Origin of the sequence: Streptomyces sp. NPDC047974 (genome assembly GCF_040653375.1) — a bacterium.
GTDB lineage: Bacteria > Actinomycetota > Actinomycetes > Streptomycetales > Streptomycetaceae > Streptomyces.
The window spans coordinates 512,699-535,314 of sequence record NZ_JBEZNU010000001.1; the positions used below are offsets into that span (position 1 = coordinate 512,699).

Genomic DNA, 22,616 nt, shown 5'->3' on the forward strand with positions numbered 1-22,616 from the left:
AGGAGCGCTCCCCCATCATGTCCCCGACGTGCCGCCAGGGCACACCGTGACAGGAGGGGCGGGCATGCTTCCCATCAGCCGCAGGGGGTTCGTCGGGATCGGCGCGGGACTCGGCGCCGGACTCGTCACCGGGGCCGCGCTGCCCACCGCGACGGCCTCGGACGCCACGACGGCCTCGGACGCCGCGCGGACCGCGACCGGCACCCTCGCCGACGTCCGGCACGTCGTGATCCTCATGCAGGAGAACCGCAGCTTCGACCACTACTTCGGCACGCTCCGCGGGGTCCGCGGCTTCGGCGACCGGGCCGCGGGCAACATCCCCGGCGGCTGGAGCACCTTCCAGCAGCCCGACTGGGGAGGCAGGCAGTTCCCGTGGAAGCTCGCCGACACCCCGCCGGCCGGCGGCGTCGACGGCGAGACCCTCGCCCAGTGCAACGGCGACCTGCCGCACAACTGGACCTCGCAGCACGCCGCCTGGAACAAGGGCCGGCTCGACAACTGGGTGACCGGCGTCGGCAACACCCGCACCCTCGGCCACCTGGACCGCACGTCCCTCCCCTTCCACCACGCCCTCGCCGACCACTACACGGTCTGCGACGCCTACTTCTGCTCCGCGCTCAGCGCCACGGGCCCGAACCGCACCTTCCTGTGGAGCGGGCGGATCGACGGCTCCAGCAAGGACGGCGGCGAGGAGTCGGGGCTGACCTGGGAGACGTACGCGGAGGCGCTGCAGCGGGCCGGGGTGAGCTGGAGGGTCTACCAGAACGCCCAGGACAACTACGGCGACAACGGGCTCGCGTACTTCAAGAGGTTCACCGACGCCCGGCCCGGCGACCCGCTGTACGACCGGGGCATGGCCTCGGTCCCGAAGGTCACCGGCTCGACGCCGGACGACATCGCCGCCGCCATCCGCGCGGACGTCGTCGCCGGCACGCTGCCGCAGGTGTCGTGGGTGGTGGCCAACGAGGCGTTCTCCGAGCACCCGTACGCGCCGCCGGGCGACGGCGCCCACTTCGTCGACCTCGTCTACCGCGCCCTGACGGCGAACCCCGAGGTCTTCGACTCCACGGTGATGATCCTCAACTACGACGAGAACGACGGCTTCTTCGACCACGTGCCGCCGCCGGTCGCCCCGCCCGGGACCCCCGGCGAGTACCTCGACGGCGTCCCGATCGGACTCGGCTTCCGGGTCCCGATGCTGGTCATGTCGCCGTGGACGCGGGGCGGCTGGGTCAGCTCCGAGGTCTTCGACCACACCTCCGTGCTGCGCTTCCTGGAGACCTGGACCGCCGCCCTCGGCACTCCGGCGGCCTGCCCGAACATCAGCGCCTGGCGCCGGAAGGTCACCGGCGACCTGACCGGCGTCTTCGACTTCGCCCGCCCGGTGTACGGGGTCCCCGCCGGCCTGCCGTCGACGGCGAAGGTCATCGGCATGGACACCTGCGCCCCGCTGCCCAACCCCGCGCCGCAGAACAACGCCCTGCCCGCCCAGGAGCCCGGGACCCGGCCCGCGCGGGCGCTCCCCTACCAGCCGAACGGCAACCTGGACCGCTTCGAGTTCGGCGCCGCCGGCAAGATCCTCGCCTGGTTCTCCATGACCAACCAGGGCCCGCAGGCACGCCGCGCCGCCCACTTCTCGATCCACCCGCACCAGCACCGCGACACAGCCGCCTGGCAGTACACGGTCGACCCGGGCACCACGGCCACCGACTACTTCAACATCGGGCTCGGCTCCGGCTCGGGGAAGTACGACATCTCGATGATGGGCCCGAACCGCTTCCTGCGCCGCTTCATCGGCGACGCCTCGAAGGCGGGCAAGGCGATCGAGGTGGCGGCGCGGTACGCCACGGAACCGGGCACCGGCAAGACGGCGGTCTGGTTCCGGATGACCAACGCCTCCGGCGGCCCGGTCACCTTCACCGTCCGCTCCCACGCCTACCGGACGGACGGCCCGTGGACGTACACGGTCGCGGCGAACTCCTCGCGGGAGGACTTCTTCAACGCCGTGGCGTACGCGGACGGCTGGTACGACTTCACGATCCTGGCCGACATCGACGGCACCTGGTCGCGCCGCTACACCGGTCACATCGAGACGGGCGCGCCGAGCGTCACGGGCTGACGGCCCGGCGGGCCCTCACCTCCCGGCCAGGGCCGCGCGCCGGATCGTGGCGTCGAGGAGCGCGAGCGCGTCCTCGGCGGTGCGGCCCGGCGCGCGGTTCCAGGGGCCGATCAGCCCGTGCCAGCCCCGGGACCGCAGCTCGGTCATGATCCATGCGCCGGACTCGTTCATGGTGGCCGCGCTGCCGTGGCCGAGCCGGTGGGCGGCGAGCAGGGCGCCGCAGAGACAGCGGGCACCGCGCGCGTCGCGCAGCTTGTACGGGGTGTTCTGCCAGCCCCACTCGGTCAGCACCCGGCGCGCGTACGCCAGGTGGACGGAGGGGCGCACGTCGGCCCGGCCGATCCTGCGCCAGACGTGCAGCCGGTCGGGGAGGGCGGCGCCGATGCGGCCCGGCAGGGGGCGCTCGGCGGGCGGCGACGGGGGCAGCGCGTCGAGCGCGCCCAGGGCGTCGGCGACCAGTCGGTCCACGGGGACGGAGAGAAGGGCCCGCCAGGCCTCGGGAGCGGCGCTCTCGCAGAGGCGGGCCGCCTCGCGGTCGAGGGCGTCGAGGGTCCCGAGAGAGTCGAGGGTGTCGAGGGCGTCGGGATCGAGGGCGTCGGCGTCGATCAGCAGGGCGAGGGATGACATTCCCACATCATTAGCCACATATGCCCGATTTGCGCGTTACGCCTCACCCGTTCCACCCCCAAGTCGCCGCACAATTCCCCTAAAGGTGCCAGTCGCCTTATTCGGACATTGCACACCCCGTGACGCGACTCACTCCCCGCGCTCCGCGGACGGCTCCCCGCCCCTCGCCACCCATGCGGGACAAGGGATTCCGGAACGGTCGCCGAAACGGTAGATCTTGAATTCCACGCGTTCGATCTTCGGTTTCCCTTTTCCGGTGCATTCGCGTCTTGTTCCCCTCCGTATTCCTCGCCTACGGTCACCTCCATTCGGACGGACGCCTAATCCTGCCACCGCCCGAAAGACCTCCCATTTCACCCGACGGCAGGAGCGGGGGACCCACCACACCGCCGGTCCGGTCGTCCGGAGCGGCTCGGGGTGAAGCCGTGTACGCACGGCCGGACAGCTCCAGTCCGAACCCGACAGCTCACCTCGCAGGCGCCGGAGAGGAAACCGTCATGCCCGCTCACGGCAAGCACCGCCGCCCCCGACGCCGCCCCGTCTCCCGAGGTCTCGCCTTCGCCGGCACCGGCGGCGTGGCCCTCGCCCTGCCCTTGGTCGTGCCCGCCACGGCCGGCGCCGAGCCCGTCGCGCAGTCGGCGGCACCGACCGCCGCCGTGGCCGCCCCGGCCGTCCGGGCCGCCGCGCCCGCGAAGGCCCCCGCCGCCCCCGCCGCCACCCGCGCGTACACCGTCGTGAAGGGCGACTCCCTTTCCCTGATCGCCCACCGAAAGGGAATTCAGGGCGGCTGGAAGTCGCTTTACCAGGCGAACAAGGAAGCCGTGGGTGACAATCCGTCACTCATTCACCCGGGCCTCGAACTGACGATTCGTCGGGATTCCGCGAAGCCCGCCGCGCCGGCCGCCGCGAAGACCCCCGCGAAGACCGGTGCCAAGCCGGCCGCGAAGCCCGCCGAGTCCGCCTCCACCGGTTCCGCCGAACGGGCGAGCCGTTCCTCCGCCCGTGCCGCGGTCCCGGCCGTCCAGGCCCAGCCGGCCGCCGCGAAGGCCGCGCCCGCCGCCGTCCGGTACGCCGACAACCTCGACGGCTGGATCCGCGAGTCGCTCGACGTCATGGCCCGGTACGGCATCCCCGGCTCGTACGACGGCATCCTCCGCAACGTGCTGCGCGAGTCCTCCGGCAACCCCCGCGCCGTCAACCTCTGGGACTCCAACGCCGCGAAGGGCACCCCCTCCAAGGGCCTGCTCCAGGTCATCGACCCGACCTTCGCCGCCTACCACGTGCCGGGCACCTCGCTCGACCCGTACGACCCCGTCGCGAACATCACCGCCGCCTGCAACTACGCGGCCGACCGGTACGGCTCCATCGACAACGTCAACGGCGCCTACTGACCCGACCCGTTCACGGCCGCCGCGAAGTGGCCGGTGAACCACTCCGTCGCCAGCGCCGCCACCTCCTCCAGGGCCCCCGGCTCCTCGAAGAGGTGACCGGCGCCCGGCACGACCTCCAGGCGGCTCTCGCAGCGCAGCATTTCCCCGGCCCGCCGGTTGAGGTCGACGACGAGGCCGTCGGCACCGCCGACGATCAGCAGCGTGGGGGCCCGCACCCCGGCGAGCCGCTCCCCCGCCAGGTCGGGCCGGCCGCCCCGGGACACCACGGCGGCCACGTCGTCGCCCGCTTCCGCCGCCGCCCACAGCGCGGCCGCCGCCCCGGTGCTCGCCCCGAAGTAGCCGCGCGGCAGACCCCCGGTGCCCGGCCGCCCGGCCGTCCAGGCGGCGGCCCGGCCGAGCCGTCCGGCGAGCAGCGGGGTGTCGAAGATCCGCGCGCGGTCGGTCGCCTCGGCCTCCGTGAGCAGGTCGAAGAGGAGAGTGGCGAGCCCCGCCCGGTTCAGTGCGGCGGCCACCGCGCGGTTCCGCGGGCTGTGCCGGCCACTGCCGCTGCCGTGGGCGAAGAGGACCAGGCCCGCTGCCCCGTCGGGCATCGCGAGCTCGCCCGGAAGCTCGGGCGCGCCTGGGACGCGTACCGCCGTGTGGCCGACGGACGGACCGCGCGCCGCCCGGCTCCGGTCGAGGCAGGCCACCACCTCCGCGTCCGGCGTCTGGTCGAACTCCCGGTAGAACTGCCCGACCGCGTAGAAGCCCTCCGGCGTCCGGACGGCGACCGTCTCGTCGGCCTCGCCGCCGAGCCGGGCCGTCCAGCCGTACGGCGCCACCGGCACGGCCAGCACGATCCGGGCGGCTCCGGCGGCCCGCACCGCCCGGCAGGCGGCGAGCGCGGTCGCGCCGGTGGCGAGCCCGTCGTCGACGACGACCGCCGTACGCCCCTCCAGCGGCACCGGCCGGCGGCTGCCCCGGTAGGCGCGGGACCGCTCGGCCATGACCAGCCGTTCGCGCTCCTCGGCCTCCTCCAGCTGCCGCCGGGCCACGCCCGCGTCCCGCACCACCTGCTCGTTCACGACCCGGACGCCGCCCTCCCCGATGGCCCCCATGGCCAGCTCGGGCCGGCCCGGCACGCCGAGTTTCCGCACCAGGCAGATGTCCAGCGGCGCGTCGAGCGCCTCGGCCACCTCCGCCGCCACCGGCACCCCGCCGCGTGGCAGCCCGAGGACGACGACGTCGGACCCCTGGAGATGGCCGAGCCGGGCGGCGAGCTGCCGCCCCGCGTCGGCCCGGTCGGCGAAGTACATGGCACGCCGCCTTCCCGATCGGCGACCCCCCTCGGGCGCGGGCCCTCGGACCCGGCCCGTACTTCCAGGGTCCCACCGGCGGGGGCGTCGCCGCCCGGCCCGGCCTCAGCCCACCCCGTGCCGCACGACGACCACCGGGCACGCGGCGTGGTGCAGCAGCGCCTGGCTGACGGAGCCGAGGAGCAGCCCGGCGAAGCCGCCGCGCCCCCGGGCGCCCATGACGAGCAGCTGCGCGGTCGTGCTCTCCTCCAGGAGGACCTCGCGGGGCCGGCCGCGTACCAGCCGGGCCTCGGCCTCGGTCCCGGGGTGCCGGCCCGCGGCCCGGGCGAGCGCCGTTTCGAGGACGCGGGCCGCCTCCGCGTGCACCTCCTCGGCGCCGGCGAAGAGCGGCGTCAGGTCACCGGGGCCCGAGCGCGGGGCCCAGGCGTGGACGGCGACGAGGCCGGTGCCGCGCGCCCGGGCCTCCGCGTAGGCGAAGTCGACGGCCGCGTCGGAGTCCGGCGAGCCGTCGACGGCGAGGAGCACCGGCCCCTCCGGCTCGTCCCGGCCGCGCACCACGAGGACCGGGCAGGCGGCGTGGGCGGCGAGGTGGACGGCGACCGAGCCGACGACGAGGCCGGTGAAGGCGCCGGTGCCGCGGCTGCCGACGACGACCAGCTCCGCGCCGCGCGACCGGGTCGCGAGGACGACGAGCGGTTCGCCGGTGATGAGCTCGCCGGAGACCTCGGTACCCGGGGCGACCGCCCGCGCTCGGGCCACGGCCGTGTCCAGGACGATCTCCGCCTGCCGTCGCAGGCCGCTCTCGGTGGGGCCGTACACCGAGGGCTCCAGGTCGACCCGGAACATCGGCCAGAGGAAGGCATGCACGACGACCAGGCGCGCACCGCGCGTCCCGGCCTCCCGGGCCGCCGTCTCGACCGCCCCGAGCGCCGACGGCGAACCGTCCGTCCCGACGAGGACGAACGGCCCGCCGGCCGTCGTGGTCTCCGGTGCCGTGGCCGGTTCCTCGCTGCGCCCCATCGCTCTTCCGTCCTTCCGGTCGTGCACCGCCGGTCGCGGGTGCCCTCGTGCCGAGTACACCCGTCGGCTGCCCGCACGACGGGGCGCCACGCGGGCCGGACGTCCCGACCGGCCCCGCCGAAGGTCCCGAGGCGGCCGCCCGGGACCTCCGACGGCGACAGGCGGCGACAGGCGGGGGCAGGCGGGGCGGTCAGGCGGCCAGGAAGGCCTCGATCGCCCGGGCGAGGTCCTTGGGGGTCTCCTCGGGCGGGTAGTGCCCGGCGTCCGCGAGGACCTCGAGGCGGGCGTTCGGGTACCAGCGCAACCAGGTCGCCTCCATCGCCTCGGCGCCCAGCGCCGGGTCGTGGGCGCCGACGACGAGCAGCACGGGCGTGGGGTTGTCGCGGACCCGCTCGTGGAAGTCGGTGCCGGACCAGGAGTCGAGGTAGGAGCGGAAGGCGGCGGTCGTGGAGCGGCTCACCGAGCGGTCCACGAGGGCGTCCAGCCACGGGGCGCCATGCCGGCCGCCGGTGGTGTGGTCGATGATCGCCCGGCGCAGCGCCGGGTCGTCGACGGCGCCCGAGAACAGCTGCCGGCTCTCCTCGTCGAGCGGGAAGCCGGCGGCGGAGACGGGCGAGATCCCGACGATCGAGCGGACCCGGTCGGGCGCGTCGAGCAGCATGAGCTGGGCGGCCTTGCCGCCCATGGAGTGGCCGATGACGGAGAACGAGTCCCAGCCGAGGTCGTCGGCGACGGCCAGCGCGTCGGCCGCGACCTCCTCCATGGTGTAGGCGCCGTCGGCGTCCCTGGCCTCGCCGTAGCCGCGGCAGTCGACGAAGGCGTAGCTGCCGGCCGAGGCGTCGAGGTGCTCCCGGAGCGGGTCGAAGCTGCTGCGGTCCCCGAACCAGTTGTGGAGGACGAGGGCCCTCCCCGGGCCGTCGCCGTGGACGTCGTACGGAAGTACCCGGCCGATCATGGTGCCCCCTGCGTGCGAGGTGGTGATGAGGGTGGTGGTCGTCGTCCGCCCGCCGCCGGTGGCGCCGGTGGACGACGACCGAGTGTGACGGGCCGCACGCGCCGGGTCAACAGGCCCGGGTGTCCTCCGGGCGTGTTCCGGGCGCCCCGCGCGCGCGACGGACGACCGGCGGGAGACCCGATCCGGGCCGGGCCGACCCCTCGTCGGGATGCGGCGGCTTTCGGGCCGGGCGCATGCTGGCTGTGTGACCCCGCACGGCCCGGGCCCCGGCCCGCCCCAGGGCCCGGCCCCGGGCCCGCCCCCCGGCACTCCGTCGCAAGCCCTGACGCAGGCGCTGGCGGAGGCGGCGACGGACGCCGTGGAGGCGGTCGGCGGCTACGCCGGCGGGGTGTACCTCCGCTCCGGTACGGAGGGGCTGCTGCGCCTCTCGATCCTGGCCGGACTGCCGGGCGAGCTGTTCCGGCCGTGGTCGCGGATGCACACCAACCGCCCCTTCCCGGTCGCCGAGGTCCACCGGTCGGGGCAGCCGGTGCACCTGGCGGACGTCGAGGACTCGATGCGGCGCTTCCCCCAGCTGGTGGCGAGCCTGCCCTTCCCCTTCGCCTCCCTGTACGCCCCCGTGGTCGCCGGCGGGGAGCGCTTCGGGGTCCTCGTGGTGCTGCGCCCGCCGACGCCGGGGCTGCCGGTCGGGACGCGGGACCGGGAGCGGATGACCCGGGCGGGGCTGCGGCTCGGCGAGGTGCTCGCGGAGCTCTCGGCGCGCGGCACCGGCGTGTGGTGGCCGGGCGACCCGGTCTGCGTGCAGCTGCCGTCGGGGGCGGTGCCGCCGGTGCGGTTCGGTTCCTTCGACTGGGACCTGGCGGCGGGGACGGTGACGATGGACGACGGCCTGCGGGCGATCCTCGGCGTCCCGGACGCCTCCCTGCTGCCGATCGAGGCGCTGACCTCACGGCTCGATCCGGAGGACGGGTACGCGCTGTGGGCGGCGGCCCGCAGGACGGGCACGGCGGACGACGGCGGCGGGGTGCGCCGCCTGCGTCTGAGGGGGCCGGACGGCGGGCTGCACCTCCTGGAGGTGTCGGCGCGCTCGCGGTTCGTCGGGGCGGACGGGCACGGGCACCTGGCGGGCAACCTGGTGGACCTGGGCACGGGCCTGGTCGGCTCGGACGCCACGGACCGGCTGCCCCGGGCGATCCTGGCCATCGACCGGCTGGGGCGGGTCACGTACGTCAACGAGCGCACCGAGCGCCTCCTGGGCCGCCCGCGCGGGGCGCTGGCCGGGCGGCCGCTGTGGGAGGCGCTGCCGTGGTTCGGGCTGCCGTTCCACGAGGAGCAGCTGCGGGCGGCGCTGCTGTCGACGGAGCCGGTGCGGTTCCTGGCCCGCCCGGAGGAGGGGCGGTGGCTGTCGGTGTCGCTGCACCCGGGCCGGGACGGGGTGACGATGGTCCTCGTCCCCGAGGAGGAACCGGAGCCCGGGTCCGCCGTACCGCCGGCGCCTCCCACGCCGTCCGTGCGCGCCGGGGACGGGCTCGGCTCGGAGGCCGCGCGGGCGGCGTCGCTCTACCGGCCGGTGGCGCTGGCGATCGCGCTGACGGAGGCGGTGACGGCTCGGCAGGTGTCGGCGGTGGTCACGGAGGAGCTGCTGCCGGCCTTCGGCGGCCGGCAGCTGGCGATCTACCTGCTGAGCGAGCGGCGGATGTACCTGGCGTGGGAGACGGGTTTCCCGCCGGGCTTCCTCGACCCCTTCGACGGGGTGGCGCTCGACGCCCGCGTGCCGGGCGTGGACGTGCTGACGTCCGGGCGGGCGATGTTCTTCGAGTCGATGCAGATGCTGCACCGGGCCTATCCGGAGCTGCCGCTGGACGCGGAGTCGGGCGCGCGGGCGTTCCTGCCGCTGATCGCCTCGGGCCGGCCGGTGGGCTCGTGCATCCTCGGCTTCGACCGGCCGCGCGACTTCGGGCCGGAGGAGCGGGCGGTGCTCACGGCGCTGGCCGGGCTGATCGCCCAGGCGCTGGAGCGGGCGCAGCGGTACGACACCGAGGCCGCCGTGGCGCGGGGCCTCCAGGACGCGCTGCTGCCGCACCGGCTGCCGGTCCGCGAGGGCATGGAGACGGTGGGCCGCTATCTGCCGGGGACGCAGGGCATGGACGTCGGCGGGGACTGGTACGACGTGGTGGAGACGGCCGGCGGCGAACTGGCGCTGGTCATCGGCGACGTGCAGGGGCACGGGGTCGCGGCGGCGGCGACGATGGGTCAGCTGCGCAGCGCGGTGCGGGCCTTCGCGCTGAGCGGCCTGCCCCCGCAGGAGGTCGTGCGCGGCACCAACCGGCTGCTGATCGACCTGGACCCCGGCCAGTTCGCCAGCGCCTGCTACGTCCTGCTGAACGCGAGGACGGGCGACGTGCAGGCGGTGCGGGCGGGGCATCCGCAGCCGCTGCTGCGGCGGCCGGACGGCGCGGCGGAGCTGCTGGACATCGCCGGCGGGGTGGTCCTCGGGGTGGACGGCCGCGCGGCCTACCCGGTGACCCGGTTGCGCCTTGAGGAGGGTGCGGTCCTGGCGCTCTTCACGGACGGCCTGGTGGAGCGTCCGGGCGCGGACATCGACGAGGGCGTGGAGCGGCTGCGCCGGATCCTGGCGTCGACGGGCTCGCTGCCGCTGGCGGAGGCGGCGGACCGCCTGATGCACGAGGCGGTGCGCTCCTCGGACCGCCCCGACGACATCGCCCTGCTGCTCGCGTCCCGCTGGCGGCGGCACGGCGGCTAGGGCGCGTACCGAGGCGTCTCACCCGGTCGGGTCAGCGGCGCTGGTCGGCGGGGGCGGGCGCGGCGAGGCTGGGGAGGGTCCGGCCGTCCGGGCCGGACGAGAACCGGGTGGGCGCGCGTCGGCCGCCCGAGGCGAGGAGGTCCCGTGCAGCAGGACAAGCAGCCCGACTACCGGCCGGTGGTCTTCCGCGACCGCTCGGCGGGGTACGCGTTCCTGACGCGGTCGACGGCGACGAGCGAGCGGACCATCGAGTGGGACGACGGCAACACCTATCCGGTGATCGACGTCGAGATCTCCTCGGAGAGCCACCCGTTCTTCACGGGGAAGGCGCGGACGGTCGACACGGAGGGCCGGATCGCGAAGTTCGAGCGCCGGTACGGCGAGGGCGACTGAGGCGCCCGGAGGACCCGGGCGGGGCGGGGTGTCGTCGTGGCGACGTCACCCCGCCCGCACCGTGGCGTTCCGGTCCGTGAGGAACCGCGCGGGGGCGGGTCAGCCCTCGACGACGCCGGACTTGGCGATCTTGATGGCGGCCTTGGTGGCGCCGGAGGCGGAGCCCAGGGCCTCGATCTTCTTGACCAGGTCCTGGCCCTCGACGACCTCGCCGAAGACGACGTGCTTGCCGTCGAGCCAGTCGGTGACGATCGTGGTGATGAAGAACTGCGAACCGTTGGTGTTCTTGCCCGCGTTCGCCATCGAGAGCAGGAACGGGCGGTCGTGCTTCAGCTTGAAGTTCTCGTCCTCGAACTTCGCGCCGTAGATGCTCTTGCCGCCGGTGCCGTTGTGGTTGGTGAAGTCACCGCCCTGGAGCATGAAGGCGGGGATGACGCGGTGGAAGCCGGAGCCCTCGTAGCCGAAGCCGTTCTGGCCGGTGGCGAGCTCGCGGAAGTTCCGCGCGGTCTGCGGGACGACCTCGTCGAACAGGGTGAAGACGATCCGGCCGGCCGGCTCGTCGTTGATGGTGATGTCGAAGAAAACGTTGTTGCTCATGGGGACATCCTGTCATTACCCGCGCACCGCGCGCGCCCGGGCCGCCGCCCGGCGGGTCACGACGCACCGGTGCCCCGCGCCGACAGGGACGCGGGGCACCGGAGACGGTGGGCGAGGCTCAGCCGAGGCCCTTCCCCGCGCCGTCGGCGACGGCGCCCTCCACGGTCGTGACGGTCTCGTGGAGCACGGCCCCGGCGCCGTCCTCCTGGAGGAGTCCGGTGGCCCCGCCGAGCGGGCTCTCCGCCGCGCTGGCCTGCGGCGGCGGGCTGACGAGGGCGGTGACGACGCCTGCGGCGAGGGAGGCGATGGCGAGCATGCTGCGCTTCTTCATGCCCTGGTCAACTGCCGGGACGGAAAAGAGTTACGGCCGCCCCGCCGCCGATGGGTCCCGGACCACGGCGCGCGGGGCGACGGGCCCGGTCATCCGTCAACTCGCCCCGGGGGCACGGAGTCCCCGGTGGCGACGAGGCCGGCCTCGTAGGCGAGGATCACGAGGTGGACCCGGTCGCGGGCGTCGAGTTTGGCGAGGAGCCGGGTGACGTAGGTCTTCACCGTGGCGAGGGTGATGTGGAGCTCCTCGGCTATCTCCGCGTTCGGCAGGCCCCGGCCGACGAGGGTGAGGACCTCCCGCTCGCGTTCCGTGGTGCGTCCGGCGACGTGCCGGGCGGCGGGGGTCGGCCCGTCCGGCGCGGCGGCCCGGCCGTCGCGGGGGCGGCGGGTGAACTCCCTGATGAGCCGTCCCGTGACGGCGGGGGCGATGAGGGCGTCGCCGGAGGCGACGACGCGGACGGCGGCGAGGATGTCGTCCATCGCCATGTCCTTGACGAGGAAGCCGGACGCGCCGGCGTGCAGCGCGCCGTAGACGTGGTCGTCGTCGTCGAAGGTCGTCAGGACGACGACGCGGGCGCCGGACCGGCCGGCGGTGATCCTCCGGGTCGCCTCGATCCCGTCGGTGCCGGGCATGCGCAGGTCCATGACGACGACGTCGGCGCCGGTCTCCTCGACGAGCCGCACGGCCTCGGCGCCGTCGGACGCCTCGCCGGCGACGCGCAGGTCCTCGGTCTCCGCCATGACCATGCGCAGGGCGGTGCGCACCAGCGGCTGGTCGTCGGCGAGGACGACCCGGACCGGGCGCGGGGCGGGGGCGGTGGTGTCGCTCATGCGGGGGCGTCTCCTGGTGGGACGGGCAGGTGGGCGGTGACCCGGAAGCCTCCGCCGGGGCGGGGCCCCGCGGTGAACTGGCCGTGGAGCAGTCCGACGCGCTCGCGCATGCCGACGAGGCCGTAGCCGGAGCCGCCGCCGGTCGGCGCGCGCCGCCGGCCGGGGGCGGCGGCGGGGTTCTCGACGGTGAGGGCGAGGACCCCGGGGTCGCGGTGGTCGACGGTGACGGTGCAGTGGTCGGCGCCGGAGTGGCGGACCACGTTGGTGACGGACTCCTGGAGGACCCGGAAGGCGGAGAGGTCGACGTCGGGCGGCAGGCGCCGCGGGGCGCCGACGCGGCGGACGGTGACGCGCACCCCGGCGGCGCCGGTGGTCTCGGCGAGCCGGTCGAGCGCGGCGAGCCCGGGCAGCTCGGGGAGCGCGGGGTCGCCGGCCGTGCCGGGCGCGTCGGCGCCGCGCAGGGCGCCGAGCATGCGGCGCAGGCCCGCGAGGGTCTCCCGGCTGGCGGCCTCGATCTCGTCGAGCGCGTCGCGGGCCAGTTCGGGGCGCTTGTCGATGACGAGGCGGGCGGCTCCCGCCTGGAGGGCGACGATGCCGATGCTGTGGGCGACGGTGTCGTGCATCTCCCGCGCGATCCGGAGCCGTTCGGCGGTGACGGCCTGTGCGGCGGAGCGGCCGCGGGTCTCCTCGGCGTGCAGCCGGGTCTGGCGCGCCGAGCGGCCGAGGAGCCAGACGGCACCGGCGGTGGCGACCACGGCGAGGGCCGTGGTGGTGCCCGCGGTCCAGCCGGCGAGGGCCCGGACGGCGAGGTGGCCGAGGACGACGCCGGCCGCGAGGACGAGGGCCCGTTCGGACTCCTTCGCGGGCCGCCGGTCGGCGATCACGTAGAGGGCCACGTCGACGGCGACGTACTGGGCGAGCGGGATGGCGGTGACGCCCAGCGGCGTGGAGCCGAGGACCGCGGCGGCCAGGAGGTGGCCGAGGGCGGCGGTGGGCCGGCGTTCGAGGAGCGCGCTGCCGCGCAGGGCGAGGGCGGTGGCGAGGCCGAGCGCCGTGAGCCCGTCCCAGCGGAGGAAGACGACGCCGGCGAGGACGTCGGCCTCCTGCTGGCCGGGCAGCCGCAGCCGGAGGAGCACGGTGAAGAGGAGCCCGGCGAGCCAGGCGAGCGCGGCCCACCAGCCGGGGGTGACCCGTGTACGGAGGGGCGCTGGCGCGGTCGCTGACATCCGGTGATCGTAGAGCGCGGCGCCGGGCCGGGGCATCGACCCCTGGTCGTACGACCGGGGATGACGGCGGGTCACGTCGCTGTCCGTCCTGGTCGGATGCCCGGGTGCGGGTCCGTTCGGCACCGTGGTGGACATGATCGAAGCAAGGGAACTCACGAAGCGCTACGGCGCCACCACCGCGGTCGACGGGCTGACCTTCACCGTGCGGCCGGGCCGGGTCACCGGCTTCCTCGGGCCCAACGGCGCGGGGAAGAGCACCACCCTGCGGATGGTCCTCGGGCTGCACGCGCCGACGAGCGGGGAGGTGACGGTCGGGGGCCTGCGGTTCGCGGACCGGCCGCGCGGGCTGCGGCACGTGGGCGCGCTCCTCGACGCCTCGGACGTGCACGGCGGGCGGACGGCCCGGGCGCATCTCGCGGCCCTCGCGCGGAGCAACCGGATCCCGCTCGCGCGGGTCGACGCGGTGCTGGCGGAGGTCGGTCTGGCCGGTGCGGCGCGGCGGCGGACCGGCGGCTTCTCGCTGGGGATGCGGCAGCGGCTCGGCATCGCGGGCGCGTTGCTGGGCGATCCGCCGGTGCTGCTCTTCGACGAGCCGTTGAACGGGCTCGACCCGGAGGGCGTCCGCTGGGTGCGGGGGCTGTTCCGGCGGCTCGCGGCGGAGGGCCGGACGGTCTTCGTCTCCAGCCATCTGATGAGCGAGATGGAGCACACCGCCGACGACCTGGTGGTGGTCGGCCGGGGCCGGCTGATCGCCGAGGAGAGCCTGGCGGAGTTCGCGGCGCGCGGCGCGCGGCCGAGCGTGGCGGTGGGGACTCCGTCCCCCGGGGTGCTGACGCCGCTGCTGCTCGCCGCGGGCGCGGAGGTGGTCGCGGAGGAGGGCCGGCTGACGGTGACGGGGCTGAGCGCGGCCCGGATCGGCGAGCTGGCGGCCGGGCACGGGGTGGTGCTCGACGGGCTGACGGCCCGCAGGGCCTCCCTGGAGGAGGCGTTCATGGAGCTGACGGCGGAGAGCGCCGACTACACGGCGGGGGATGCGCGATGACGACACTGATCGCTTCGGTGGTGGAGCCGCGGGCGAGGTTCCGGGACCTGGTGGCCTCGGAGTGGCTGAAGCTGTGGTCGCTGCGTTCGACGGGCTGGTCGCTGCTGCTCGGCACGCTGGCGGTGGCCGCCTTCAACGTGGGCGCGGCGTGGGACCACTGGCGGTACTGGCACGCGTACGACGAGGCGGCGCGGGCGGCGTTCGTGACGGACGGCATGGCGCTCGGGGACGCGTTCACGGGGAACGCGGCGACGGTGCTGGTGCTGTGGTGCGCGGCGATGGGCGCGGTGGCGGTGGTCGGCGAGTACGGCAGCGGGCAGGTGCGGACGACGTTCGCGGCGGTGCCGGCGCGCGGGGCGCTGGTCTCGGCGCGGGCGCTGGTCCTCGCCGGGGTGTACACCGGGTTCGGGGCGGTGGTCGCGGGCGGCTCGTTCTGGGCCACGCAGGCGGTGCTGTCGCTGCGCGGTGCCGGGGTGTCGCCGGACCATCCGGGGGCGGTGCGGCTCGTGGTGGCGTCGGCGCTGCTCGCTCCGGTGAGCGCGCTGGCCGGGATGGCGCTGGGGGCGCTGCTGCGGCGCGGGGCGGCGGCCGTGGTCGGTGCGGTGGTGCTGCTGCTCGTGCTGCCGATGGTGCTGAGCGAGGAGCGGCGGCCGACGGCGGTGCTCGCGCACACGACGCCGTTCCGGGCGTGGCACCGGCTGGCCGGGGACGGCGCGGTGGGGCCGTACCCGTGGACGACGGGCGGGGCGTGGCTGGTGTACGGCGCCTGGGCCGTGGCCTCGATCCTGGTGACGGTGGTGGTGGTGCGCCGACGGGACCAGTGAGGCGGTCAGCGGGGGTCCGGCCGGGTGAGGCGGCGGCGGACGAGGATCTCGTGGACGAGGCGGCCGACGAGGGCGCCGCCGTAGACGACGAAGCCGACGCCGACGAGCCAGGACTGCAGGACGAGGACGGTGCCGAACTGGCCGTAGGTGACGGCGTTGGAGGCGATCAGCGGGGAGAAGACCAGCTGGGAGAAGATCCGCAGCCCGAGGAGGCCGAGGGCGGTGAGCACGGCGCCGGGGAGCAGGGCCCGCCAGCGGAGGCGGCCGCAGAGGAGGAAGCGCTGGGACCACCAGAAGAAGAGGAAGGTGCCGAGGAGGTCGCCGAGGGCGACGAGGACCGTGACGCCCGCGGGGGCGTGTTCGGGGGCGGGGAAGGCGACGAAGAGGAGGAGGGCGGCGACGAGGACGGCGAGCCAGACGACGTGGCGCCACATGGTGTGCCAGCGGGCGGTCGGGAGGTCCCAGACGCGCTCGTACCCGGTCTGGACGGCGGAGCCGAAGGTGACGCCGAAGGCGGCGAGGGCGGCGAGACCGAAGGCGGTGGTGCGCTGGAGCGCCTGGCCGGGCTGGCCGAAGAGCTGCTCGACCTCCTCCTCGGAGACCTCGGTGACGCCGAGGCCCTGGATGAGCCAGCGGGCGAAGCCCTGGCCGCGGGAGAGGTCGGCGGCGGCGACGACGATGAGGAGGGGGACGAGGGTGAGGAGGCTGAGGGCGGCGAATCCCATGGCGCGGTGCATGAGTTCCACCGCGCGGCCCCGGTTCCAGATCAGCCCCGCGTGCGACTCGGCCAGGCGGACGCGCGACCGCTGGAACCAGGGGGTGTGTTCGGGCGGCGGCGGGTCGCTCGGCGTCTCCGGGGTGGGGGGCATGTCAGGTGCGGTACCCGCCCGAGGGCCGGGTCCCGCAGCGATGCGGCCGAACGGGTGGGTGCGGGTCCGCTCAGGGGAGGCGGCGGGCGGCGGGGCCGGGGGTGGCGGTGACCTCGCGGGCGGTGAGGACCTCGGCGTCCTCGCCGGCGCACTGAACGACGACCCGGACGGGGGAGCCGCAGGCCGTGTGGCGGATGTCCAGGACGGGGCCCTCGGGGTCGCCGGTGTGGGTGTCGCCCCACTGCTTGAGGGCGAGCATGACGGGCCAGAGGTCGACGCCCTTGGGGGTGAGCCGGTACTCGTGGCGGGTGCGGGTGCCCGGTTCCCGGTAGGGCACGCTGCTGAGGACTCCGGCGGCGACGAGCTTGCGGAGCCGGTCGGCGAGGACGGCCTCGGAGAGGCCGATGTGGCGGCGGAAGTCGTCGTACCGGCGGACGCCGTTGAAGGCGTCACGCAGGATGAGCAGGCTCCACTTCTCGCCCACCAGGTCCAGGGTGCGGCGGACCGAGCAGTTCTCGGTGTCGATCTCCAGCCACTTCATCGTCCCACTGTAGCCACCTGGCTCTGTCGTTGACAGTCAGCCGACGTCAGGGCTAGCTTCGATGGACAGAGTCAGCTGCCGGAACGCCGGCGGGGATCGACGGGGACGACGGAGCGGAGTGGTCATGGGGCGGTCACGGACGGTCGAGTGGGAGGACGCCGGGGCCACGGCGCGGGCGGCGGCCTCGATGGCCGGGCTCGACTTCCTGCGCGAGATGATCGCGGGCCGGCTGCCGGGACCGCCGATCGCGGCGCTGCTCGGCTTCTCCCTGGCGGAGGCCGAGCACGGGCGGGCGGTCTTCGTCCTGGAGCCCGGCGAGGAGCACTACAACCCGATCGGCAGCGTGCACGGCGGCGTCTACGCCACGCTCCTCGACTCGGCGGCCGGGTGCGCGGTGCACACCACGCTGCCGCTGGGGACCGCGTACACCTCGCTCGACCTGCAGACCCGCTTCCTGCGGCCGATCACGATGGACACGGGCACGGTGCGGGCCGTCGGCACGGTCCTCTCCCAGGGGCGGCGCACCGCCCTCGCGGAGGCCGGCCTGTACGACGAGGAGGACCGCCTCCTCGCGCACGCCACCAGCACCTGCATGCTCTTCCCGGTTCCCGGCCGGGAGCCGGGCGCAGGCGCTCGCGCCTGACGCCCGGCACGCGTCCGTCCGGTCAGCGCTGCGCGAGGACCGGGCGGGCGCGGGTACAGCGGTCGGGGGCCGCGTCGGGAGCCGCGGTCGCCTGGAGGGCGGCGCTGACCAGGGTGGCCAGCAGGTCGATGTCGGAGCCGGCGTCGAGCCGCACCGTCACCCAGCCGGAGCCGGCCCGGAGCCGTACCGCGGTCGAGTTCTGGAGGGCGGGGCGCAGCCGGGCGACCATCGCCCGGGTGAGGTGGACGTCGGCCTCGTGCTCGCCGTGGAAATGGACGATCTCCTCCGTCGCCGTCCCGAGGCCGAGTTCCGCACCGCAGTGCGTACGGCCACGGGTCAGCGAGGGCCAGCTCATCAGACGTTCACTGGCATGCCTGGCCGTGTTCATACGAGGAGCGTGCCGGGCTCCGGGGCCCGGCACAAGCGTCCTGGCGAAAGAATCCCGTCGAGACCGGAAACGGACGGCGGAAGAGGGCGATGTGACGGTTTGTCACCACGGTGGGTGGGGTCCGGGGAGCGCTCCGTCACCGCCCTCGGGCCGGCTCGCCGGACGGGCGCGGACCCGGGCGGCGAGGACGGCGACGTCGTCCTCGGCGTGGCGCGCGTCGAGCCGGCGGAGGACCTCCTCGACGACCCCTTCGGGCCCGGGGTCCGGCGGCAGGCGCAGTCCGGCCAGCCGGGCCAGCGAGACGTCGATGTCCTCGCCGCGCCGTTCGACCAGGCCGTCGGTGAAGAGGAGCAGGGTGTCGCCCGCGCCGAGCGGCCGGGTGGCGGGTTCGTAGCCGCCGACGCCGGTGCCGAGCGGCGGGCCGACGGGAAGGTCGACGAGTTCGGCGGAGCCGTCCCGGCCGAAGACCGCGGGCGGGAGGTGGCCGGCGCTGGCGAAGGTGGCGGTGCCGCGACCGGGGTCGACGCGGACCAGCAGACAGGTGGCGGGGCGGCGGGCGCCGTCCTCCGCGACCACCGCGTCCAGGTGGCGCAGCACCCGGTGGGGCGGGAGGTCGGTGGAGGCGACCTCCCGGAGGGCGGAGCGGTAGGCGTTCATGTCGACGGCGGCGTCGAGGCCGTGGCCCATGACGTCGCCGACGACGAGGAGGCTGCGGCCGAAGTGGAGCCGTACCGTCTCGAACCAGTCGCCGCCGACCAGGGTGCGCGGGCCCGCGGGCAGGTAGCGGCCGGAGATCTCCAGGTTGGGGTGCGGCCGGCCCGGTTCGGCGACGAGCGCCCGCTGGAGGTGGAGGGCGACGGACTCGGTGGCGGCGAGCCGCCGGGCATGCCGGATGTGCCGGGCGGCGAGCCGCGCCGCCTGCTCCACGACGACCCGGTCGTCCTCGGTGTACGGCGGCGCGGGCCGGGCCAGGGTGACCGTGCCGAGCGCACGCTCCCGGTCCACGGCGAGCGGGGCGGAGAGGGTGTGGGCGGTGCCCTCACCCTGAGCGCCCGCGCCCTGGGCGCCCTCGCCCGCGTCGCCCGGGGCCTCGGACCCGGGGGCGGCCTTCCGGTCGGCGTCGGTGGTCAGGGTGACGACGGCGGTTCCGCCGGGGTGGCGGGTGAGGAAGACGGCGAGTTCGTGGCGGGTGGTGGCCTCGTCCAGCGTGGTCCCGATGGAGCCGATCGCGGCTTGCAGGACCTCCGCGAGGGGCCGCGGCCCCTCGCGGGCCGGGGTGGGCGCCTCTTCTCGTTCCGCCACGACACCTCCACCGCCGTGCGGCCACCGGGCGGGCGGCGGGCGCCCGCACACCCCCATTGCACCAGCGGGCGGCGTTCCGCGCGCGGCGCGGGCCGGCGCGGGAACGGTTGTGCGGTGGTGCGGGATCTGATCAAGTACAGCCAGAGGCTACCGGCCAGTACGAATCTTCGCTCCCCGGGGGGACAGCCATGACGAACGGGTTCTTCGACTCCGTCGACGAGGTCACGGAACGGCTCGCGGCCACCGGCTACCTGGCCTCCCCCGCCATCGCCACCACCGTCTTCCTCGCCGACCGCCTCGGCAAGCCGCTCCTGGTCGAGGGCCCCGCGGGCGTCGGCAAGACGCAGCTGGCCAAGGCCGTCGCCGAGGCGGCCGACGCCCGGCTCGTGCGGCTCCAGTGCTACGAGGGCGTCGACGAGGCCCGCGCGCTGTACGAGTGGAACCACGCCAAGCAGCTGCTGCGGATCACCGCGGGGCGCGGCGAGTCCTGGGACGAGGCCCGCACCGACATCTTCAGCGAGGAGTTCCTCCTCCCCCGGCCGCTGCTGACCGCGATCCGCTCCGAGGAGCCGACCGTGCTGCTCGTCGACGAGACCGACAAGGCCGACGTCGAGATCGAGGGCCTGCTCCTGGAGGTCCTCGGCGACTTCCAGGTCACCGTGCCCGAGCTGGGCACGATCACCGCCGCCCGGCGCCCCTTCACGGTCCTCACCTCCAACGCCGCGCGCGAGCTGACCGAGGCGCTGCGCCGGCGCTGCCTCTTCCTGCACATCGGCTTCCCCGAGGAGGAGCTGGAGCGCCGGATCGTGACGCTCAAGGTGCCCGGCCTCGACGCGGCCCTCGCGGCCTCGGTGGTCCGGGTCGTGGGGGCGCTGCGCGCGATGGACCTGCGCAAGGTGCCGTCCGTGTCGGAGACGGTCGACTGGGCGCGGACGCTGCTCGCGCTGGGCGCGGACCGGCTGGACGAGCGGGTGGTCCGGGAGACCCTCGGCGTGCTGCTCAAGCACCAGGACGACATCGTGCGGGCCGGGGCCCAGCTCGACCTGGACGCGGTGTGAGCGGCGACGGCACCGCGTCGGTGACCGGGCCGGTCGCGCGTCTCACCGGGCTGGTGGCGGCGCTGCGCGACCACGGCTTCGGCATCGGGACCGGTGAGACCGTCGACGCCGGGCTCGCGCTCGAAGCCGTCGGGTTCGCCGACCGGGAGCGGATGCGGGAGGCGCTCGCCGCGACCCTGCTGCACGGGGAACGGCAGCGTCCGGTCTTCGACCGGGTCTTCGACCTGTACTTCCCCGCCGTCGTCACCGTCCCCGGCCGGCACGGCGTCGAGGCGGGCGGGACCGGTGGGGCAGGTGACGCCGCCGCCCTGGCCGCGCTGCGCGCCCGGATCGCCGAGGCGCTCGCCGCCGGTGACACGGCGCTCCTGGACCGGCTGGCGGCGGAGGCGGTCGCCGGCTTCGGCGGGTACGGCTCCGGCCCCGGGACGGACGGCTGGTCCTCGTACCAGACGCTCTCCCGGCTCCGCCCCGAGACGCTCCTGGCCCGGGTGCGGGCCGCGCGCACGGCGGCCGGGCGGGAGCCGGACTTCACCGACCGGCTGCTCGACGACGAGATCCGGCGGGCCGTCGAGGGCTTCCGCGAGCGGGTGCGGACCGAGGCGCGGCGGCGGGTCGCCGAGCTGCGGGGCCGCGACGAGGTGGCCCGGCGGGCGGTGGCCGTGACGGCGGACCGGGTGGACTTCCTGCTGGCCGGACGGGAGCAGCTGGAGGAGCTGCGGCGCACGGTACGGCCGCTGGCTCGGAAGCTGGCGACCCGGCTCGCGGCCCGGCGGCGGCGGGCCGCGCGCGGCGGGATCGATCTGCGCCGGACCCTGCGGGGCTCGCTGTCGACGGGCGGCGTGCCGGTGCGGCCGGTGCTGCGCCGGCGCCGGCCGGGCCGGCCGGAGCTGGTGCTGCTGTGCGACGTGTCCGGTTCGGTGGCGGGTTTCGCGCAGTTCACGATGGTCCTGGTGCAGGCGCTGCACGACCAGTTCAGCCGGGTGCGGGTGTTCGCCTTCGTCAACCGGTGCGACGAGGTGACGGGGCTGCTGTCCCCGGGCGCGGCGGATCCCGCCGGGCTCGGCGAGCGGATCCTCGCGGGGGCCCGGCTGACCGGCTGGCACGGGCAGAGCGACTACGGGACGGCACTCGACGAGTTCGCCGAGCGGTACGCGGACGCCGTCGGCCCCCGCACCGTCGTCTTCGTCCTCGGCGACGCCCGCACCAACAACGCCGACCCCCGCCCCGAGGCGCTGCGACTGATCGCGGAGCGGGCCCGCAGGGTCCATTGGCTCAACCCCGAACAGCCCGCCCTGTGGGGCACCGGCGACTCGGTGGCCCCGCTCTACGCGCAGCTCGTGGACATGCGCTCCTGCCGCAACGCCCGCCAGCTCGGCGAGCTCATCGCCCGCCTCCTCCCCGTCTGAACCGCTCCGGCCCCGTCCGCACAGCGCCCCGCCCCGTCCGCACCGCGCCCCGCCCCGTCGGCGCCGAGCCGGGGAGCGGCGCGCGGCAGGCCCGCCCGTGGCAGGATCGGGCCATGGCCCCGACCGGATCCGACCGTCCCGAGACCGACTTCCCGCGCGGTATCGGCGCGCCCGCGACCCGTGCGCTCGTCGCCGCCGGGTACACCGGGCTCGACCGGCTGGCCGGGGTGCCGGCCGCCGAGCTCGCCGCTCTGCACGGAGTGGGCCCGAAGGCCCTGCGGGTACTCGCCGAGGCCCTGGCCGAGCGCGGCACCGCACTCGGCTGACCCCGCCTGGACCGACCCTCGGCTGTACTGCCCCGGGGCGGGCGTTCTAGCGTGGGGGCCATGGAACTCCTGGGAGACATCACCCCCGACCGCCCGCTGCTCGTCCTCGCCGTCAAGGAGGAGGCGCAGTTCCTGGACACGTCGCTGCCCGTGCTCCTCACCGGCATAGGCAAGGTGAACGCCGCGACCGCCCTCGCCACCGCCCTGGCCCGGGGCCCGCGCCCCACGGGCGTCGTCAACCTCGGCACCGCCGGCGCGCTGCGCGCCGGCTGGACGGGCACGCACGTCGTCGGCACCGTCGTCCAGCACGACCTCGACGGCGAGGCCCTCGCGCGGCTGACGACGGGCGAGACGTTCGGGGCGCCGATCTCCCTCCCCGACGGCGGGGACGTGGTGCTCGCCACCGGGGACGCGTTCATCTCCGACGAGGCCTCCCGCGCCCGGCTGGCCGAGCGGGCCCCGCTGGTCGACATGGAGGGGTACGCCCTGGCCGCCGCCGCGGAGCTCGCCGGGGTGCCGCTGCGGATGGTGAAGCACGTCAGCGACGAGGCGGGCGCCGGCGCCGACCGCACCTGGCGCGAGTCGGTCGCCGCCTGCTCCCGCGAGCTGGCCGACTGGGCGGCGGCCCACATCCCGGCGTACCGCCTCTGACCGGCACCGCCCGGCCGC

23 protein-coding genes and 1 riboswitch are annotated in these 22,616 nt (G+C 75.6%); of the genes, 11 read left to right on the forward strand and 12 right to left on the reverse strand.

Annotation, left to right across the window (positions count from 1 at the left end; genetic code table 11):
* The first annotated feature begins 64 nt into the window (after nucleotides 1-64).
* Nucleotides 65-2,119, forward strand: coding sequence for a phosphocholine-specific phospholipase C (locus AB0E19_RS02260; protein ID WP_362171770.1), 2,055 nt, complete (start codon nucleotides 65-67; stop codon nucleotides 2,117-2,119).
* 15 nt (nucleotides 2,120-2,134) lie between these two features.
* On the opposite strand, the gene AB0E19_RS02265 is transcribed toward AB0E19_RS02260, so the two are convergent.
* Nucleotides 2,135-2,746, reverse strand: coding sequence for a hypothetical protein (locus tag AB0E19_RS02265; RefSeq protein WP_362171773.1), 612 nt, complete (start codon nucleotides 2,744-2,746; stop codon nucleotides 2,135-2,137).
* 307 nt (nucleotides 2,747-3,053) lie between these two features.
* Nucleotides 3,054-3,239, forward strand: a riboswitch (cyclic di-AMP (ydaO/yuaA leader).
* Nucleotides 3,240-3,243: 4 nt separating this feature from the next.
* On the opposite strand from AB0E19_RS02265, the gene AB0E19_RS02270 reads away from it, so the two are divergent.
* Nucleotides 3,244-4,137 carry a LysM peptidoglycan-binding domain-containing protein gene (locus tag AB0E19_RS02270; RefSeq protein ID WP_362171776.1) on the forward strand — a complete coding sequence of 298 codons (894 nt, stop codon included), beginning with the start codon at nucleotides 3,244-3,246 and terminating at the stop codon, nucleotides 4,135-4,137.
* Here AB0E19_RS02270 and AB0E19_RS02275 read toward each other — a convergent pair.
* The 3 genes from AB0E19_RS02275 to AB0E19_RS02285 form a co-directional block, all read right to left on the reverse strand.
* A complete protein-coding gene (locus AB0E19_RS02275; protein WP_362171780.1) occupies nucleotides 4,131-5,432 on the reverse strand; it encodes a phosphoribosyltransferase family protein in 1,302 nt (433 codons plus the stop codon). The genes AB0E19_RS02270 and AB0E19_RS02275 overlap by 7 nt on opposite strands.
* Nucleotides 5,433-5,537: 105 nt before the next feature.
* Complete coding sequence (locus AB0E19_RS02280) at nucleotides 5,538-6,452, reverse strand: universal stress protein (protein ID WP_362171783.1); 915 nt, start codon at nucleotides 6,450-6,452, stop codon at nucleotides 5,538-5,540.
* Between the two features lie 190 nt (nucleotides 6,453-6,642).
* Entirely contained in the window at nucleotides 6,643-7,407 is a 765-nt protein-coding gene (locus AB0E19_RS02285) for an alpha/beta hydrolase (RefSeq protein WP_362171786.1), read from the reverse strand.
* A gap of 208 nt (nucleotides 7,408-7,615) precedes the next feature.
* Here AB0E19_RS02285 and AB0E19_RS02290 point away from each other — a divergent pair, with 208 nt between their 5' ends.
* Nucleotides 7,616-10,171, forward strand: coding sequence for a SpoIIE family protein phosphatase (locus tag AB0E19_RS02290; protein WP_362171789.1), 2,556 nt, complete (start codon nucleotides 7,616-7,618; stop codon nucleotides 10,169-10,171).
* 144 nt (nucleotides 10,172-10,315) lie between these two features.
* A complete protein-coding gene (locus AB0E19_RS02295) occupies nucleotides 10,316-10,564 on the forward strand; it encodes a type B 50S ribosomal protein L31 (RefSeq protein ID WP_362171792.1) in 249 nt (82 codons plus the stop codon).
* Nucleotides 10,565-10,663: 99 nt separating this feature from the next.
* Here the strand turns inward: AB0E19_RS02295 and AB0E19_RS02300 are convergent, their stop codons facing one another.
* The 4 genes from AB0E19_RS02300 to AB0E19_RS02315 form a co-directional block, all read right to left on the reverse strand.
* Nucleotides 10,664-11,161: a peptidylprolyl isomerase gene (locus AB0E19_RS02300; protein ID WP_362171795.1), complete on the reverse strand. Its 498-nt coding sequence runs from the start codon at nucleotides 11,159-11,161 to the stop codon at nucleotides 10,664-10,666.
* Between the two features lie 118 nt (nucleotides 11,162-11,279).
* Complete coding sequence (locus tag AB0E19_RS02305; protein ID WP_362171798.1) at nucleotides 11,280-11,492, reverse strand: hypothetical protein; 213 nt, start codon at nucleotides 11,490-11,492, stop codon at nucleotides 11,280-11,282.
* Between the two features lie 89 nt (nucleotides 11,493-11,581).
* Nucleotides 11,582-12,322: a response regulator transcription factor gene (locus AB0E19_RS02310; RefSeq protein ID WP_362171801.1), complete on the reverse strand. Its 741-nt coding sequence runs from the start codon at nucleotides 12,320-12,322 to the stop codon at nucleotides 11,582-11,584.
* Nucleotides 12,319-13,548, reverse strand: coding sequence for a histidine kinase (locus tag AB0E19_RS02315; RefSeq protein ID WP_362171804.1), 1,230 nt, complete (start codon nucleotides 13,546-13,548; stop codon nucleotides 12,319-12,321). The genes AB0E19_RS02310 and AB0E19_RS02315 overlap by 4 nt, the downstream gene beginning before the upstream one ends.
* A gap of 133 nt (nucleotides 13,549-13,681) precedes the next feature.
* Here AB0E19_RS02315 and AB0E19_RS02320 point away from each other — a divergent pair, with 133 nt between their 5' ends.
* Nucleotides 13,682-14,590: an ATP-binding cassette domain-containing protein gene (locus tag AB0E19_RS02320; protein ID WP_362171807.1), complete on the forward strand. Its 909-nt coding sequence runs from the start codon at nucleotides 13,682-13,684 to the stop codon at nucleotides 14,588-14,590.
* Nucleotides 14,587-15,414 (forward strand): ABC transporter permease, encoded by an 828-nt coding sequence (locus AB0E19_RS02325; RefSeq protein WP_362171810.1) that lies wholly within the window; start codon nucleotides 14,587-14,589, stop codon nucleotides 15,412-15,414. Before AB0E19_RS02320 ends, AB0E19_RS02325 begins: the two co-directional genes overlap by 4 nt.
* A gap of 5 nt (nucleotides 15,415-15,419) precedes the next feature.
* On the opposite strand, the gene AB0E19_RS02330 is transcribed toward AB0E19_RS02325, so the two are convergent.
* Nucleotides 15,420-16,283, reverse strand: coding sequence for a YhjD/YihY/BrkB family envelope integrity protein (locus AB0E19_RS02330; protein WP_362171813.1), 864 nt, complete (start codon nucleotides 16,281-16,283; stop codon nucleotides 15,420-15,422).
* 70 nt (nucleotides 16,284-16,353) lie between these two features.
* Nucleotides 16,354-16,824 carry a helix-turn-helix domain-containing protein gene (locus AB0E19_RS02335; protein ID WP_362171816.1) on the reverse strand — a complete coding sequence of 157 codons (471 nt, stop codon included), beginning with the start codon at nucleotides 16,822-16,824 and terminating at the stop codon, nucleotides 16,354-16,356.
* 124 nt (nucleotides 16,825-16,948) lie between these two features.
* Here AB0E19_RS02335 and AB0E19_RS02340 point away from each other — a divergent pair, with 124 nt between their 5' ends.
* On the forward strand, nucleotides 16,949-17,467 hold the full coding sequence (locus tag AB0E19_RS02340) for a PaaI family thioesterase (RefSeq protein WP_362171819.1): 519 nt from the start codon (nucleotides 16,949-16,951) through the stop codon (nucleotides 17,465-17,467).
* Between the two features lie 22 nt (nucleotides 17,468-17,489).
* Here AB0E19_RS02340 and AB0E19_RS02345 read toward each other — a convergent pair whose 3' ends face one another.
* On the reverse strand, nucleotides 17,490-17,822 hold the full coding sequence (locus AB0E19_RS02345) for a luciferase family protein (protein WP_189951518.1): 333 nt from the start codon (nucleotides 17,820-17,822) through the stop codon (nucleotides 17,490-17,492).
* A 135-nt stretch (nucleotides 17,823-17,957) separates the two neighbouring features.
* Complete coding sequence (locus tag AB0E19_RS02350; RefSeq protein WP_362171823.1) at nucleotides 17,958-19,157, reverse strand: GAF domain-containing SpoIIE family protein phosphatase; 1,200 nt, start codon at nucleotides 19,155-19,157, stop codon at nucleotides 17,958-17,960.
* 188 nt (nucleotides 19,158-19,345) lie between these two features.
* On the opposite strand from AB0E19_RS02350, the gene AB0E19_RS02355 reads away from it, so the two are divergent.
* The 4 genes from AB0E19_RS02355 (at nucleotide 19,346) to AB0E19_RS02370 (ending at nucleotide 22,598) form a co-directional block, all read left to right on the forward strand.
* The gene (locus AB0E19_RS02355; protein ID WP_362171826.1) at nucleotides 19,346-20,215 is read left to right on the forward strand and encodes a MoxR family ATPase; all 870 of its coding nucleotides are present in this window, start codon (nucleotides 19,346-19,348) and stop codon (nucleotides 20,213-20,215) included.
* Entirely contained in the window at nucleotides 20,212-21,621 is a 1,410-nt protein-coding gene (locus tag AB0E19_RS02360) for a VWA domain-containing protein (RefSeq protein ID WP_362171829.1), read from the forward strand. The genes AB0E19_RS02355 and AB0E19_RS02360 overlap by 4 nt, the downstream gene beginning before the upstream one ends.
* A 113-nt stretch (nucleotides 21,622-21,734) precedes the next feature.
* Nucleotides 21,735-21,947 carry a DNA-binding protein gene (locus AB0E19_RS02365; protein WP_360608781.1) on the forward strand — a complete coding sequence of 71 codons (213 nt, stop codon included), beginning with the start codon at nucleotides 21,735-21,737 and terminating at the stop codon, nucleotides 21,945-21,947.
* Nucleotides 21,948-22,007: 60 nt separating this feature from the next.
* The gene (locus AB0E19_RS02370) at nucleotides 22,008-22,598 is read left to right on the forward strand and encodes a nucleosidase (RefSeq protein WP_362171834.1); all 591 of its coding nucleotides are present in this window, start codon (nucleotides 22,008-22,010) and stop codon (nucleotides 22,596-22,598) included.
* Nucleotides 22,599-22,616 lie beyond the last annotated feature (18 nt).

Coding starts and splice junctions, on each gene's coding strand:
- AB0E19_RS02260 (WP_362171770.1), top strand. CDS start 65: ATGCTTCCCATCAGCCGCAGGGGGTTCGTCGGGATCGGCGCGGGACTC.
- AB0E19_RS02265 (WP_362171773.1), bottom strand. CDS start 2,746: ATGTCATCCCTCGCCCTGCTGATCGACGCCGACGCCCTCGATCCCGAC.
- AB0E19_RS02270 (WP_362171776.1), top strand. CDS start 3,244: ATGCCCGCTCACGGCAAGCACCGCCGCCCCCGACGCCGCCCCGTCTCC.
- AB0E19_RS02275 (WP_362171780.1), bottom strand. CDS start 5,432: ATGTACTTCGCCGACCGGGCCGACGCGGGGCGGCAGCTCGCCGCCCGG.
- AB0E19_RS02280 (WP_362171783.1), bottom strand. CDS start 6,452: ATGGGGCGCAGCGAGGAACCGGCCACGGCACCGGAGACCACGACGGCC.
- AB0E19_RS02285 (WP_362171786.1), bottom strand. CDS start 7,407: ATGATCGGCCGGGTACTTCCGTACGACGTCCACGGCGACGGCCCGGGG.
- AB0E19_RS02290 (WP_362171789.1), top strand. CDS start 7,616: ATGCGGCGGCTTTCGGGCCGGGCGCATGCTGGCTGTGTGACCCCGCAC.
- AB0E19_RS02300 (WP_362171795.1), bottom strand. CDS start 11,161: ATGAGCAACAACGTTTTCTTCGACATCACCATCAACGACGAGCCGGCC.
- AB0E19_RS02305 (WP_362171798.1), bottom strand. CDS start 11,492: ATGAAGAAGCGCAGCATGCTCGCCATCGCCTCCCTCGCCGCAGGCGTC.
- AB0E19_RS02310 (WP_362171801.1), bottom strand. CDS start 12,322: ATGAGCGACACCACCGCCCCCGCCCCGCGCCCGGTCCGGGTCGTCCTC.
- AB0E19_RS02315 (WP_362171804.1), bottom strand. CDS start 13,548: ATGTCAGCGACCGCGCCAGCGCCCCTCCGTACACGGGTCACCCCCGGC.
- AB0E19_RS02320 (WP_362171807.1), top strand. CDS start 13,682: ATGATCGAAGCAAGGGAACTCACGAAGCGCTACGGCGCCACCACCGCG.
- AB0E19_RS02325 (WP_362171810.1), top strand. CDS start 14,587: ATGACGACACTGATCGCTTCGGTGGTGGAGCCGCGGGCGAGGTTCCGG.
- AB0E19_RS02330 (WP_362171813.1), bottom strand. CDS start 16,283: ATGCCCCCCACCCCGGAGACGCCGAGCGACCCGCCGCCGCCCGAACAC.
- AB0E19_RS02335 (WP_362171816.1), bottom strand. CDS start 16,824: ATGAAGTGGCTGGAGATCGACACCGAGAACTGCTCGGTCCGCCGCACC.
- AB0E19_RS02340 (WP_362171819.1), top strand. CDS start 16,949: ATGGGGCGGTCACGGACGGTCGAGTGGGAGGACGCCGGGGCCACGGCG.
- AB0E19_RS02345 (WP_189951518.1), bottom strand. CDS start 17,822: ATGAGCTGGCCCTCGCTGACCCGTGGCCGTACGCACTGCGGTGCGGAA.
- AB0E19_RS02355 (WP_362171826.1), top strand. CDS start 19,346: ATGACGAACGGGTTCTTCGACTCCGTCGACGAGGTCACGGAACGGCTC.
- AB0E19_RS02365 (WP_360608781.1), top strand. CDS start 21,735: ATGGCCCCGACCGGATCCGACCGTCCCGAGACCGACTTCCCGCGCGGT.
- AB0E19_RS02370 (WP_362171834.1), top strand. CDS start 22,008: ATGGAACTCCTGGGAGACATCACCCCCGACCGCCCGCTGCTCGTCCTC.